The following is a 14,069-nucleotide window of genomic DNA, read 5'->3' as shown; positions in this document are numbered from 1 at the left end:
TCAGTTGGGTCGGTGACTGGTGGCGGCGTCGTCGAGACGACGGAGCGTCCGGTGCCACCGGTTGGCGGGAAGGTCGGGGTGCAGCAGGGCGAGGCCGGTGGCGAACTTCGAGACGGGCGCCGGGCGGTGGCCTCGCGCCCAGAGGCGGCGGTCGACGGCCGACGGAGCGGCGGCCGTCTTCGTCTCGACGATGGCGAGGCCGGCGGCGCGGCGGTGGTGGCCGGGTGCGCCGACCCACTCCAGGTCGGTGTCCAGGGTGGCTCGGGCGCCTTCGGCGGGCAGGTAGAGCGTCGACCGGCGGTAGCGGGTGAGCAGCACCGGGTGGAGCGCCGCTGCAGGTGCTGGGTCGATGCCTGCGTGCTCCAGCGTGGTGGTGAGGAAGTGCTGTTCCTCGGTCGTGATGGCCGACGGCGCGCTGCGCTCGCGGGGGCGACGGACCTTCACGCTCGCGCCGCGCGGGCCGCGGGTCTTGACCTCCAGCCAGGACTCGCCGGTGTCGAGGTAGGTGCGGGTGCGGATCTTGAACCGCCGGCGCCGCCGATGGGCGGTGAGCGCGAAGCTGTCGAGCAGGGGCGTGTCGAAGTAGACCGACTCGTAGCCGAAGCAGCGCCGTCCGTCGATCTCCAGAGCGCCGACCGCGGCCGGCAGGTCCGCGATGACGGCCGCGGCGTCCGTGTGACTGAGGAGGTACTTCCGGTCCACCCGGGTGAGGCGGGCGGCCCGGGCGTTGAGCTCCGCCAGCCCAACTCCGGTGAGCCGGCCCAGGGGCAGGTCGGCGGTGCTCATCGGGGTACCCGACCGGCACCGGCGAGGCTCACGACGCCCTCGCGGGTGCGCGCAGCGGGATCCGGGGTGCCGGCCGCGCCCGGCGCTGCAGGGACGCTCACGGCGGGGACGGTCCTCGTGGCGCGGCGCGAGCTGCGCTGTCGGGTACGCGGGATGCTGTAGCGGACGTCCACGAGAGTGGTGTCGTTGACGAGGTCGAGGCGCTGGACGCTGGCGGTGTGCACGCGGCCGCCGACGAGCTCGGTGAGGTGGGCGGTGAGCTCGTCCTCGCGGCTGATGGCGCGGTCGACCACGACGGCCTGCGAACGCAGGTTCGGCAGCAGCCGGGGGTGGTCACCGAGATACATCACCAGGACGACCAGGCCCATGAAGGCGATGCTGACAGCGGGGGTGGTGACCGTGAGCCCGCCGAGCAGGCCCAGGGCGAGGGCCGAGAAGTAGTAGGCGACCTCCCGCTGGGACAGCTCGCTGGAGCGCAGCCGGATGATGGACAGCACTCCGAAGAGCCCCAGACCCAGGCCGGCCCCGACCGTGCTGGAGGAGAGGGACGCGGCGACGGCGAGGACGCCGACGTTGACGCCCAGGTAGGCGACCGCGAGGTCACGGCGTCGGTGCCGCGGCAGGTAGAGGGCGAAGGTGAGCAGGCCGACGGCGAGGATGTCGGCCAGGACGAGGACGAGGTTCGGCACGCGAGACTCCCGGGGTGCGGTGGTGAGCTGGACGAGTCCTAGTCAGCCACCCGCCGCTACGTCACCCCTGTGCCGGTCCTGTGAGGAGCATGTGAGTGAGGCGGCCCGCCCGGCGACGGCCTGGCGTCGCTGATCGGGGCACCTCGTGCGCCGCTGACAGTGTCCTCACGGCGAGGCGCGCGGCCAGCTCGTCCTCATGCCCCCACCTCCAGCACCCGCACGGCGCAACCGCGCACTGGGCGAGCACGGCAACGAAACGGCCTACGGAGCAGCCCGAGGCCGCCTGACTCCCCAGGGCGAACCGTCAACGGGACCGTGCTGGTCAGCCAGGCAGCTCGGCCTCGCTCGAGCCGTGACGTCCCGCAGGGCCCGTCCGGCGGACGTCCGGTGAGGGTGCGCTGTCCGGCCGTGCCCTACGCCGTGGCGGCCGGATCGTGCGCCAGCCCGCGCTGGATGCGGCGGGACCCACGCCACAGGGCGACGGCCGGGACGGCACACACGACCGTGAGCACGGCGAACGCGACGCCCATCAGCGCGCCGAGCGCGACGTCGGGCGTCCCCTCGGTCAGCTGCCAGACGGAGTAGCCGACCGCGCTGGCGGACAGCACGGCGGCGAGCCCGCTGAGGCTGCACAGGATGACCCGGGGGAAGATCTCGGGGCGCAGGGCGGAGAGCAGACCGTGCACCCGGTGCCCCAGGCCGGCCATCCGCGACGGGCCGCTCGACATCCACGCCTCCGCGGCGCGGGAGAGCCGGGCACCCGCGCGGAGGAGGTCGAGCGCCCGCGAGGCCGCCATCCCCCCGCCGGCGAGGGCGACGACCATGCCGAGACCGCCCAGCACGCCGGTGGTCACGGGGTCCCCTCCGACGAGGGTGGCGAGGACCGCGACGCAGCCGACGACGGCGATACCGAGTGCCACGACGACGCCCAGCCACAGCCCCACGCCCGTGAGGAGGCGGGGCGAACCCGTGTACTCGCGCACGAGGGCGTGGACCGCCGGGCGGCGCGCGCCCGTCGTCTCCCCGCGCTCCGCGGCGGCGACGTAGGGCTCGACCGTCGCCGGGAGGTACCTCACGCGCCCTCCGGGCCGTTGACCGGCAGCACGCCGCTGGCCTTGGCGACCCCCTCCGGCGGCTCGGTCCCGACGTGCACGCCGGCTGCGATGGCGCTGGCGACGTGCGCCAGCAGCGGCCGGTGCTCGGTGTCGGGGGAGCTGCCGGTGACGAGGACGAGGTCGTGCGGACGGTCGGGGAGGGCGACGGCGACGACGCAGCAGCCGAGCCGCTCGACGGGTGGGGTGCCCGTGACGGGCCGCGGCGCCGCGGACCGGTGCGCCCGTCCCAGTGGGGTCTGCGGGGTGAGCGTGAGGAAGGCCTGGACCGCGGTGCGGCCGTCGACGAGAGTGATGTCCTCGACGCGCTCGACGGTCCCCGCGGTCCCGACGGCCCGCTCGACGAGCGCGACCGGGTTGACCTCCCCGCTCGGGACGTGCTCGACCGTCGTCGAGAAGGTCCACACGGCGGGCTTGTCGTCGACCTCGGTGACGACGACGCCCGCCGAGGTGACGCCGGTGCCGGCGACGGCCGCCCGGGCCTCGCGCAGGCCGACGTAGAGGTGGTCGGTGGGGCCGTCACCGAGGTGCTCGCGGGCGGGCTCGATCATGTCGCGCCAGTGCGTCTCGGCGCGGGCGTCGGTGTCGAAGGCGGCGATCTCCACCCAGCCCGGTGGGGTGGGGACCCAGAACTGCTTGGGGGCAGCGGTCGCGGTGGTCATCAGTCGTTCCGATCGGCGATGTCGCGCTGCTGCTCGTCGGTGACGAAGCCGTGCCCGCCGAAGAGGTTGCCGAATCGCTCGACGGTCCGGCCCAGGGGGTTGCCGAGGTCGTTGAGGTTCTCCTGCGTGTCCATGACGTTCTTGCTCTCCTCGTACGTGCGGCCCGTGACGTAGCCCCACGTCGCCAGCGGGCCCACCGGGTTGAAGGAGAGCGCCGCCGTCGCCGTGGCCCCGGCGCCGCCGGTCCCGCGGGAGATGCCCGCCACCGCCGGGACCAGCCCCGACATCCCGCCCGAGCTGGCCGCCAGCGAGCCGAGGCCCTGGACGATCTTGCCCAGGCCCGCACCGGCGAGGAGGCCGAGCGCACCGGTGAGCATCTCGGTGGCGTCCTCGCGCCCACCGGCGAACTGGAGGAAGTCGACGGCGACGGCGGCACCACCGAGGATGAGCCCGGCCATGCCGAGCCAGCCGACCGGCCCGGAGACGATGAGCGCGATGATCGCCGCGACGGCGACGACGACCGCGAGGATGTCGATGATGTCCTCGAGCACCGGCAGGACGTAGTCCTGGAACCAGTCCTCGACGTCACCGAGCCAGTCGGTGAAGCTGTCCCACATGCTCGAGTCGGGGGCGTCGTCGGCGGCGCACGACAGGCAGCTCGCGACGTACTCCGCCTCACCCGCGTAGGTCTCGGCCAGCCCGTAGGCCTCGGAGCGGATCTGCTCGAGCTCGGCGGTGGCGGCGGAGAGCTGGTTGGCCGGCCCGTCGGTGTCGACGTCCGGGTCCTCGCTCTGCTGGGCGGCCGTGAGGTCGTCGGCGGCGTTCGACACGGTGCTGATCGCCGTCGCCGCGCGGGTCTCGAGGTCGTCGGCCTGCTGCTGGAAGGTGACGAGCGAGGACGCCCACGTCTCCAGGGCGGCGGCCGCCGCCTCGAAGCTGTCGGCCGCGGTGACGACCTTGGGGGTCAGCTCGCCGGACATGGTCTCGTGGAAGGCGGTGGCGGTCTCGCCCTGCCAGTTCTGCTGACCGGTGCCGCCGAGCACGTCGGCGGCCTCGCGGATGCGGGCGGCGGTCGTGCGCACCTGCTCGGCGACCGACTCGGCGGAGAGGACGCTGCCGGGCGTGGGGTCGAAGCCGAGCGCGGGGAAGGACCTGGCGACCATCAGCCCTCACCGCTCTCGAGGGAGGCCTTGAGGGCGGCGTCGAGCTCTGCGAAGCCCTGCGCGATCGCGGCGAGCCCCTCGGCGCCGTTGCCGGACACCTCGGCGAGCTCGCCGATGCCGTGGTTCCACTCCTCACCGAAGGTGCTCAGCTGCTGCCGCAGGGCGTCGTGCCCGGTGACGTCGCCGGGGACGGCGGACATCGCCCCTGCCGCGCCGGACAGGGTCTCGCGGATGTTCTCCAGAGTCGTCCTCGTGGCTGCCAGGGCGTCGCCGTCGATGAACAGGTCGACCACGTGTGCGCCTCTCTCTCGCCGGTGACGTGCCCGGTGCACGTCTGCCGGGGACCATCATGGCGAGCGCCGCCCGCGAGGGACAGCGCAGCGCATAGGGAGAACTCCCCATGTGCCACCCGCCTCACCGCAGGGCCGCTGCGAGCGGCTACACTTCCGGGCACAGGCATCGACCCGGCCATCACCGGTGAGCCGCCGGAAGAACGGAGCCCCGGCTCCCAGTAGAACCGGCCGGTTGCGGACCGTCACCCCCGCGCGAGAGTGGCCCCGGGCCGTGGCTGCGGCCGAGGACCCGGTGGCAAGCGAGGTGGTACCGCGGCAGCGGACCCGCCAGGGCGGGTACGTCGTCGTCCTCGCAGCGACGCGAACGACGACGAGGAGCACCACCACCATGGCCACCACCCCCCGCTACCCGCGCCACCAGACCGGCGGCGAGGTCCCGGCCTCCCCGCGGTTCCCGGAGCTCGAGCAGCAGGTGCTCGCCCACTGGGCGGCCGACGGCACCTTCCAGGCGTCGATCGACAACCGGCCCGCCGGCGAGGACGGGAGCAACGAGTTCGTCTTCTACGACGGCCCGCCCTTCGCCAACGGCCTGCCCCACTACGGCCACCTCCTCACCGGCTACGTCAAGGACGTCGTCGGCCGCTTCCAGACCCAGCTCGGGCGCCGGGTGGAGCGCCGCTTCGGCTGGGACACCCACGGCCTGCCCGCCGAGCTCGAGGCCGAGCGCACCCTGGGGATCACGGACAAGTCCGAGATCGAGGAGATGGGCATCGAGGCCTTCAACAAGGCCTGCGAGGACTCCGTCCTGCGCTACACCGGCGAGTGGCGCGAGTACGTCACCCGTCAGGCACGCTGGGTGGACTTCGACAACGACTACAAGACCCTCGACTCCTCCTACATGGAGTCGGTCATCTGGGCCTTCAAGCAGCTCTACGACAAGGGCCTGGCCTACGAGGGCTACCGCGTGCTGCCCTACTGCTGGAACGACCAGACCCCGCTGTCCAACCACGAGCTGCGCATGGACGACGACGTCTACCAGATGCGCCAGGACCCGGCGGTCACGGTGGGGCTGCGCCTGGAGAGCGGCGAGCTCGCCCTCATCTGGACGACCACCCCCTGGACGCTGCCCTCCAACCTGTCCCTCGCCGTCGGCCCGGACGTCGAGTACGTCACCGTCGTCCCCTCCGAGGGGGCGCTCGCGGGGGAGAAGGTTCTCCTCGCGGCGGCCCGCGTGGGCGCCTACGCCCGCGAGCTCGGTGAGGAGCCGCAGGTCGTCGCGACGACGACGGGACGCGAGCTGGCCGGGCGCCGCTACGCGCCCGTCTTCGACTACTTCGTCGGCCGCGAGGGCCTGGGCGAGAACGTGTGGACGATCCTCACCGCCGACTACGTCTCCACCGACGACGGCACCGGGATCGTCCACCAGGCCCCCGCCTTCGGTGAGGACGACATGGCCGTGTCCGCCGCCGCCGGCATCGGCACCGTCGTCCCCGTCGACGACGGCGGCCGCTTCACCTCCGAGGTCGCCGACTACGCCGGCACGCAGGTCCTCGAGGCCAACCGTGCGATCATCGCCGACCTCAAGAACGCCACGGGCCCGATCGGGCGCCGGCCCGAGGCCGAGCGGCCCGTCCTGGTGCGCCAGGAGACCTACGACCACTCCTACCCGCACTGCTGGCGCTGCCGCCAGCCGCTCATCTACAAGGCGGTGACGAGCTGGTTCGTGCGCGTCACCGAGTTCCGCGACCGGATGGTCGAGCTCAACCAGCAGATCACCTGGGTGCCCGACCACATCAAGGACGGCCAGTTCGGCAACTGGCTCGCCGGCGCGCGCGACTGGTCGATCTCCCGCAACCGCTACTGGGGCACCCCGATCCCGGTGTGGGTCTCCGACAACCCCGAGTACCCGCGCATCGACGTCTACGGCTCCTTCGCCGAGCTCGAGGCCGACTTCGGGCGCCTGCCGGTGGGCCGCGACGGCGAGCCCAACCTCCACCGCCCCTTCATCGACGAGCTCACCCGCCCCAACCCGGACGACCCGACCGGCCGGTCGACGATGCGCCGCATCCCCGACGTCCTCGACGTGTGGTTCGACTCCGGCTCGATGCCCTACGCCCAGGTGCACTACCCCTTCGAGAACCGCGAGTGGTTCGAGCACCACTACCCGGGCGACTTCATCGTCGAGTACATCGGCCAGACCCGCGGCTGGTTCTACACCCTCCACGTCCTGGCGACCGCCCTCTTCGACCGCCCCGCGTTCACGACGTCGGTCTCCCACGGCATCGTCCTGGGCTCCGACGGCCGCAAGATGAGCAAGTCGCTGCGCAACTACCCCGACGTCAACGAGGTCTTCGACCGCGACGGCTCGGACGCGATGCGCTGGTTCCTCATGGCCTCCCCGATCCTGCGCGGCGGCAACCTCGTCGTCACCGAGGAGGGCATCCGGGAGAACGTCCGCCAGGTGCTGCTGCCGGTGTGGAACACGTGGTACTTCCTGTCCCTGTACGCCGGCGCCGCCAACGGCGGCCAGGGCATCGTGGGCCGCGAGGTCACCCCCGAGGAGGCGGCCGGCCTGCCGGTCATGGACCGCTACCTCCTCGCCCGCACCCGCACGCTGGCCGCCGACGTGCGCACCATGCTCGAGGCCTACGACGTGCCCGGCGCCTGCCAGGCCGTGCGCGAGCACCTCGACGTCCTCACCAACTGGTACGTGCGTACCTCCCGCGACCGCTTCTGGGCGGAGGACACCGATGCGTTCAACACCCTGCACACCGCGCTCGAGGTCCTCATGCGCGTCATGGCGCCGCTCGCGCCGCTCGTCACCGAGGAGGTGTGGCGCGGGCTCACCGGTGGGCGCAGCGTCCACCTCACCGACTGGCCAGTCCTCGACGACGCCTTCGCCGCCGACGAGCTCGTCGCCACCATGGACCGCGTGCGCGACGTCGTCTCCACCACCCTGGGCCTGCGCAAGGCCGGCTCCCTGCGGGTGCGCCAGCCGCTGCGCACCCTCCAGGTCGTCACCGACGAGCCGGCGGCGCTCGAGCCCTTCACCCGGCTCATCGCCGACGAGGTCAACGTCAAGGCCGTCGAGCTGCGCTCGCTCGCCGACGACGCCGCCCAGGAGTACGGCGTCTACACCAAGCTCACCGTCAACGCCCGCGCCGCCGGCCCCCGCCTCGGCAAGGACGTCCAGCGCGTCATCAAGGCCGCCCGCTCGGGCGCCTGGGAGCAGGTCGACGGCGGCGTCGTCGTCGACGGCATCGCCCTGGAGGAGCAGGAGTACACGCTGACGACGGAGGTCGAGGACCGTCCGGGCGACGAGCGTGCCGCGGGCGTGCTCGACGGCGGCGGCTTCGTCGTCCTCGACACCGCCCTGGACGACGAGCTCCTCGCCGAGGGCGTCGCCCGCGACGTCGTGCGCCGCGTCCAGGACGAGCGCAAGGCCGCCGGCCTGCACGTCACCGACCGCATCGCCCTCGCCGTCGACGTTCCCGGACGCTACGCCCGCTGGATCGAGAACCACGCCGACCTCGTCACCGAGGAGACCCTCGCGGTCTCCCTCACCGTCGACGTCAGCCCCACCGACGAGATCGCCGTCCGCCTGGAGGTCGTGCAGCCGTGACCGACTACTTCGAGACCGACAGCCCCGACGAGGCCGCGGACGCCGCGGAGGAGGCGCAGGCCGAGCACGACCGCGCCGCCCAGGAGCTCGTCGCCTCCGGCCTGTTCAGCGGCCCCGACCCGACGGTCGTCGACGACGTCCTCGCCTCCTCCGACCCGAGCCCCGTCGTCGACCCGGTCGCCCGCGCCCAGGCCGAGACGGAGGTCCACCGGATCTACACCGAGATCCTCACCAGGGCCCCCGAGCACGACGTCCAGCCCAGCCTCGAGCGGGTGCGGGCCGTCCTCGACCTCCTCGGCGAGCCGCAGCGCGCCTACCCGGTCATCCACATCGCCGGGACCAACGGCAAGACGTCGACGGCGCGGATCGTCGAGCGGCTGCTGCGCGAGCGCGGCCTGCGCACGGGGCGATTCACCTCCCCGCACCTGTCGACCGTGCGCGAGCGCATCGCGATCGACGGCGAGCCGATCAGCCCCGAGGCCTTCGTGCGGACGTGGGAGGACGTCGCCCCGTACGTCGAGATGGTCGACGAGCGCTCCCGCGCCGAGGGTGGGCCGCGGCTGAGCTTCTTCGAGGTCTTCGTCGTCATGGGCTACGCGGCCTTCGCCGACGCACCCGTCGACGTCGTCGTCGTCGAGACGGGCATGGGCGGGCGCTGGGACGCGACGAACGTCGCCGACGGCACCGTCGAGATCCTCACCCCGATCTCCCGGGACCACGAGCAGTGGCTCGGGCACACCCTGGAGGAGATCGCGGGGGAGAAGGTCGGCATCCTCACGCCCGGCTCCACGGTGGTGAGCGCCGCCCAGCACGACGACGTCGTGCCCGTCATCGCCGACGCCGTTCACGCGCTGGGCGCCCGTCTCGTCGTCGACGAGCAGGACATGGAGGTCGTCGACCGCCAGCTCGCCGTCGGCGGGCAGATGCTCGTCCTGCGCACCCCGGCCGCGACCTACACCGACGTCTTCCTCCCGCTCCACGGCGCCCACCAGGCGCACAACGCGCTGCTCGCGGTCACCGCCGTCGAGGCCTTCTTCGGCGGCGGGTCGCTGAGCGGGGAGGTCGTCGAGCACGCCCTCGCCTCCGTCGACTCGCCCGGCCGCCTCGAGCTCGTCCGCACGAGCCCCACCGTCCTCGTCGACGCTGCGCACAACCCCGCCGGGGTCGAGGTGCTGCGCACCGCCCTGGAGGAGGCCTTCGACCTGCGGCGCGTGGTGGGCGTCGTCGGCGTCATGGCCGACAAGGACGCCGAGGCGATCCTCTCGGGGCTCGAGCCGATGCTCACCGAGATCGTCGTCACCCGGGCGGGGACGAGCCGGGCGCACGACGTCGAGGACCTCGCCGAGCTGGCGCGGGACATCTTCGACGCCGACCGCGTCCACGTCACCGACCGGATCGACGAGGCCATCGACCTCGCGGCGGCCCGCGCGGAGTACGGCGGCGAGCCGGGCGGGGCCGTCCTCGTCACCGGCTCGGTCGTCCTCGTCGGGGAGGCGCGCCAGCTCCTGCGGCGCGGCGGCTGACCGCTACGCGTGGGCGAGGTCGGCGAGACTCATCCGGCCCAGCCACCCTGGCACGGCCCGCCGGGCCTCGCTCGGCCCGGTGAGCCGCACGGCGCCCGAGCCGAGCGCGCGCTCCCACGTCGTGTCGGCGCGCCACAGCTCGACGAGCGTGCGCAGGGTGGTCTCGACGTCGACGGTGACGTCGTAGCCCGGGTCGTAGTCGCACACGTCGACCTCGTCGCCGGCGACGACGAGCCACCAGGCGGCGTCGCGCGGCGGCAGGTCGGTGAGGTGGAAGGCGAGCACCGTGCGGGTACGCGGCCACGCCGCGACGGGGATGGTCCGGCGCATGTCCCAGAACAGCAGGTGCGGGTCGAGGTCCTCCTCGCCGAGGTCGCCGATCCACCGCAGGCTCCAGACCCCGAGGGAGGTCACCACCCCCTCGAGGTCGCGGCCCGCCTCGGTGAGCGTGTAGCCGACCTTGCCGCGCGTACCCTCGCGCCGCACCAGGCCCGCGCGCTCGAGGGTCCGCAGCCGCTTGGACAGCAGCGCGGGCGACATGCGCGGAACACCGCGGCGCAGCTCGTTGAAGTGGCGGCTGCCGGAGAGCATCTCCCGCACGACGAGGAGCGTCCACCTCTCGTCGAGGATCTCCATCGCCTTGGCGACGGGACAGAACTGGCCGTAGCTCGTCATCGCAGCCTCCGGTGACAAGTACACGCCCGCCCGCCGCCCCGCGACAAGTACAGATCCAGTACCTCCGCCGCTACACAGATGACACTGGAGGCGCGCCCGCGGCCCGCCGGACCCTGGAGGCGAACCAGCCAACGAGAAAGGGGTTCGCCATGACACAGTCCACCGTCACCAGCGCCGGTCCCGGGACCGCCGCCGACCGGGACCTCAAGGCCCGGCACCGCGCCATGTGGGCGCTGGGTGACTACCCGTCCGTCGCGGAGGAGGTCATCCCCGCCCTCGGCGCCGAGCTCGTCGCGGAGGCCGGGGTGGGACCCGGCCAGGCCGTCCTCGACGTCGCCGCCGGGTCCGGGAACGTCGCCGTCCGCGCCGCGCTCAGCGGCGCGCAGGTGGTCGCCGCCGACCTCACCCCGGCGCTCCTCGAGGCAGGCGCCGCACGTGCCCGGCAGGTCGGCGCCACCGTCGAGTGGGTCGAGGCCGACGCCGAGGACCTGCCCTTCCCCGACGCCTCCTTCGACGTCGTCACCTCCTGCGTCGGGGTCATGTTCGCCCCGCACCACGAGCGGGCGGCGGACGAGCTCGTCCGCGTCTGCCGGCCCGGCGGGACGGTCGCGCTCACCGCGTGGACCCCCGAGGGCTTCATCGGCCAGCTCTTCGCCGCCGTCCGGCCCTACGCGCCGACCCCGCCCCCGGGCGCGCAGCCGGCGCCGCGCTGGCGCGACAAGGGGCACCTGCGCGAGATCCTCGGGGACCGGGTCGAGGTCCGCACCGCCGAGCGCCGCACGCTCACGGTCGACCGGTTCACCGGGCCGGAGGACTTCCGGGACTTCTTCGCCACGAGGTACGGCCCGACCGTCGCGCTCTACAGGTCCCACGCCGACGACGCCGAGGCCCTGGCCGGGCTCGACGCTGCCCTCACCGGCGTCGCGGACCGCTTCGGCCGCCGCGACGGCGGCGGGTTCTCCATGGGCTGGGAGTACCTGCTCCTCGTCGGCCGGCGACGCTGAACCCGCTGCGCAGGGCGGCCGCACCCCGGCCGCCCTGCGCTCGTGCGCGGAACCAGCGGCTCGTGTCGCACCGGCCGAGTACGGTGTGGTGAGGCGGAGGTCCTCACCGGCCTGCGTCAGCCCGCCGGGAGGCGGCCACTGCCGCGGCGCGGCAGTGCGCGCCGCCCCACGACGACGAGGGAGACCGCAGTGAAGAAGCTCATCAACGACCCCGGTGACGTCGTCACCGAGTCGGTCGCCGGCCTCGTGGCCGCGCACGCCGACATCCTCACCGCCAGCACCGACCCGCTCTTCGTCTCCCGCGCCGGGGGCGCCGTCAGCGGGAAGGTCGGGCTCGTCTCCGGTGGCGGCAGCGGCCACGAGCCGCTCCACGCCGGCTTCGTCGGGGCCGGCATGCTCGACGCCGCCGTGCCCGGGGCCGTCTTCACCTCACCGAGCCCCGAGCCGATCCTCGCCGCCATGCAGGCCGCCGACGGCGGCGCCGGGGTCATCCAGATCGTCAAGAACTACACCGGCGACGTCCTCAACTTCGAGGTCGCCGCCGAGCTCGGCGCGGCCGAGGGGATGGCGGTGCGCAGCGTCCTCGTCGCGGACGACGTCGCCGTCGAGGACTCGACGTGGACGGCCGGGCGCCGCGGCGTGGCCGGCACCCTCGTCGTCGAGAAGATCGCCGGGGCGGCGGCCGAGCGCGGTGACGACCTCGACGCCGTCGTCGCCGTCGCCGAGCGCACCGCCGCCGCGGTGCGCACCATGGGCATCGCCCTCCACGCGCCCACCGTCCCCGCTGCGGGCCGCCCCTCCTTCGACCTCGAGGACGACGAGGTCGAGCTCGGCATCGGCATCCACGGCGAGCCGGGCCGCAAGCGCGTCAAGGCCGCCTCCGCGGACGAGACCGCCGACCTCCTCCTCGAGGCCGTGCTCGCCGACCTCGGCGACGTGTCCGGGCGCGAGGTCCTCCTCCTCGTCAACGGCATGGGCGCGACCCCGGCACTCGAGCTGTACGTGCTCTACGGCGCGGCCCGCCGCCGCCTGGAGGAGCGCGGGGCGACCGTGGCACGCTCGCTCGTGGGCAGCTACGTCACCTCCCTCGACATGGCGGGCGCGAGCATCAGCGTCATGCCGCTGGACGAGGAGCTCATCGCGCTGTGGGACGCTCCTGCCCACACAGTGGCACTGCGTCAGGGAATGTGAGGACCGCATGAACGACACGCTCGACACCGCCTGGGTGCTGCGCTGGGCCGAGACCGCCCAGCGCGTGATCTCCGAGAACCGCATCGCGCTCATGGAGCTCGACCGCGCCATCGGGGACGGTGACCACGGGGACAACCTCGACCGGGGCTTCACCGCCGTGGCCGCCAAGCTCGCCGAGGCGTCGCTCGAGACCCCGCAGGCGGCGCTCAAGCTCATCGCCACCACCCTGATGTCCACCGTCGGGGGCGCCGCCGGCCCGCTGTACGGCACGGCCTTCCTCCGCGCCGCCACCGCGGCGGGGGACGGCCCGGTGGACGCCGAGGGGGTCGCCGCGCTCCTCACCGCCGCCGTCGAGGGCGTCACCGCCCGCGGCAAGGCCGAGGCGGGGGACAAGACGATGGTCGACGCCCTCGCGCCGGCCGCCGAGGCCGCCCGCGGGGTGGCCACCGGCGGCGGCGGCGCCCGCGCCGCCCTCGAGGCCGCCGCCGACGCCGCCGCGGCCGGCGCCGAGGCCACCGAGCCGATGGTCGCCCGCAAGGGCCGGGCCAGCTACCTCGGGGAGCGCTCGGCCGGTCACCGCGACCCGGGCGCCCAGTCCAGCGCCCTCATCCTGCGCGCCGCGGCGGACGCCGCCGGCGGGGATGCGGGGGCCGTGCCGTGACGACGGCGATCGTCGTCGTCTCCCACTCCGCGCAGCTCGCGCAGGGGGTGTGCGAGGTCGCCGCGCAGATGGCGCCGGACGTGCGTCTGCGGCCGGCCGGGGGCACCGACGACGGCCGCATCGGCACGAGCTTCGACAAGCTCCTCACGGCGGTCGGGGAGCTGACCGCCGACGGTGAGGACGGCGTCGTCGTCCTCACCGACCTCGGCTCGGCGACGATGACCGCCGAGTCGGTCCTCGAGATGGTCGAGGACGAGCGGGTGCTGCTGGCCGACGCGCCGCTCGTCGAGGGCACGGTCGCCGCGGCCGTCGCCGCTCAGGGGGGGGCCGACGCCGAGGGGGTCCGCCGCGCCGCGGAGGAGGCGGCGCTGTCCTTCGCCCGGGCCCAGGGCGGCCGGCCGGAGGAGCGCCTCGGGGGCGAGGTGCTCGAGCGGGAGCTGGAGCTGCGCAACCCGCTGGGGCTGCACGCCCGCCCCGCCGCCCAGCTCGCCCGCCTCGTCTCCGGCTTCGACGCCCACGTCGAGGTCAACGGGGTCGACGCCGCCAGCGTCCTCGCGCTCATCGGCCTCGGCCTGCCGGGCGGTGCACTCATGACGGTGCGGGCGAGCGGCCCGCAGGCCGAGCACGTGCTCGACGCCGTCGCCCAGGTCGTCGACGACGGCTTCGGGGAGGCGTAGCCGGGCCGGTC

Annotated in this window: 13 protein-coding genes; 6 read left to right on the top strand and 7 right to left on the bottom strand. The window is 73.9% G+C overall.

The annotated features are described in order from the left end of the window. From AA0005_RS13595 to AA0005_RS13570, 6 genes are all read right to left on the bottom strand, one after another. The gene (locus tag AA0005_RS13595; protein WP_413450677.1) at positions 1-786 is read right to left on the bottom strand and encodes a polyphosphate polymerase domain-containing protein; all 786 of its coding nucleotides are present in this window, start codon (positions 784-786) and stop codon (positions 1-3) included. Continuing rightward, a complete protein-coding gene (locus tag AA0005_RS13590; protein WP_413450676.1) occupies positions 783-1,475 on the bottom strand; it encodes a DUF4956 domain-containing protein in 693 nt (230 codons plus the stop codon). Before AA0005_RS13590 ends, AA0005_RS13595 begins: the two co-directional genes overlap by 4 nt. 413 nt (positions 1,476-1,888) lie before the next feature. Then, positions 1,889-2,551 (bottom strand): hypothetical protein, encoded by a 663-nt coding sequence (locus AA0005_RS13585; RefSeq protein ID WP_413450675.1) that lies wholly within the window; start codon positions 2,549-2,551, stop codon positions 1,889-1,891. Next, positions 2,548-3,249 (bottom strand): hypothetical protein, encoded by a 702-nt coding sequence (locus AA0005_RS13580; RefSeq protein WP_413450674.1) that lies wholly within the window; start codon positions 3,247-3,249, stop codon positions 2,548-2,550. Before AA0005_RS13580 ends, AA0005_RS13585 begins: the two co-directional genes overlap by 4 nt. Then, positions 3,249-4,412, bottom strand: coding sequence for a hypothetical protein (locus AA0005_RS13575; RefSeq protein WP_413450673.1), 1,164 nt, complete (start codon positions 4,410-4,412; stop codon positions 3,249-3,251). The genes AA0005_RS13580 and AA0005_RS13575 overlap by 1 nt, the downstream gene beginning before the upstream one ends. Next, positions 4,412-4,705: a hypothetical protein gene (locus tag AA0005_RS13570; protein ID WP_413450672.1), complete on the bottom strand. Its 294-nt coding sequence runs from the start codon at positions 4,703-4,705 to the stop codon at positions 4,412-4,414. Before AA0005_RS13570 ends, AA0005_RS13575 begins: the two co-directional genes overlap by 1 nt. Positions 4,706-5,093: 388 nt before the next feature. On the opposite strand from AA0005_RS13570, the gene ileS reads away from it, so the two are divergent. Then, positions 5,094-8,327, top strand: coding sequence for an isoleucine--tRNA ligase (ileS, locus tag AA0005_RS13565; RefSeq protein WP_413450671.1), 3,234 nt, complete (start codon positions 5,094-5,096; stop codon positions 8,325-8,327). Positions 8,328-8,539: 212 nt separating this feature from the next. After that, complete coding sequence (locus AA0005_RS13560) at positions 8,540-9,850, top strand: bifunctional folylpolyglutamate synthase/dihydrofolate synthase (protein ID WP_413453099.1); 1,311 nt, start codon at positions 8,540-8,542, stop codon at positions 9,848-9,850. Between the two features lie 3 nt (positions 9,851-9,853). On the opposite strand, the gene AA0005_RS13555 is transcribed toward AA0005_RS13560, so the two are convergent. Beyond that, the gene (locus AA0005_RS13555; RefSeq protein ID WP_413450670.1) at positions 9,854-10,525 is read right to left on the bottom strand and encodes a winged helix-turn-helix transcriptional regulator; all 672 of its coding nucleotides are present in this window, start codon (positions 10,523-10,525) and stop codon (positions 9,854-9,856) included. A 149-nt stretch (positions 10,526-10,674) separates the two neighbouring features. Here AA0005_RS13555 and AA0005_RS13550 point away from each other — a divergent pair, with 149 nt between their 5' ends. The 4 genes from AA0005_RS13550 (at position 10,675) to dhaM (ending at position 14,058) form a co-directional block, all read left to right on the top strand. Continuing rightward, positions 10,675-11,529 carry a class I SAM-dependent methyltransferase gene (locus tag AA0005_RS13550; protein ID WP_413450669.1) on the top strand — a complete coding sequence of 285 codons (855 nt, stop codon included), beginning with the start codon at positions 10,675-10,677 and terminating at the stop codon, positions 11,527-11,529. Positions 11,530-11,718: 189 nt separating this feature from the next. Further along, on the top strand, positions 11,719-12,720 hold the full coding sequence (gene dhaK / locus AA0005_RS13545) for a dihydroxyacetone kinase subunit DhaK (protein WP_413450668.1): 1,002 nt from the start codon (positions 11,719-11,721) through the stop codon (positions 12,718-12,720). A gap of 7 nt (positions 12,721-12,727) precedes the next feature. Further along, on the top strand, positions 12,728-13,381 hold the full coding sequence (gene dhaL, locus AA0005_RS13540) for a dihydroxyacetone kinase subunit DhaL (RefSeq protein WP_413450667.1): 654 nt from the start codon (positions 12,728-12,730) through the stop codon (positions 13,379-13,381). Beyond that, positions 13,378-14,058, top strand: a complete 681-nt coding sequence (gene dhaM / locus AA0005_RS13535; protein WP_413450666.1) for a dihydroxyacetone kinase phosphoryl donor subunit DhaM — start codon at positions 13,378-13,380, stop codon at positions 14,056-14,058. Before dhaL ends, dhaM begins: the two co-directional genes overlap by 4 nt. The last annotated feature ends 11 nt before the right edge of the window (positions 14,059-14,069 follow it).

The organism is Georgenia phoenicis (genome assembly GCF_047302425.1).
Lineage (GTDB): Bacteria > Actinomycetota > Actinomycetes > Actinomycetales > Actinomycetaceae > Oceanitalea.
The sequence above is the reverse complement of the archived record's forward strand: the minus strand, read 5'-3'. Positions and strand labels throughout refer to the sequence as shown.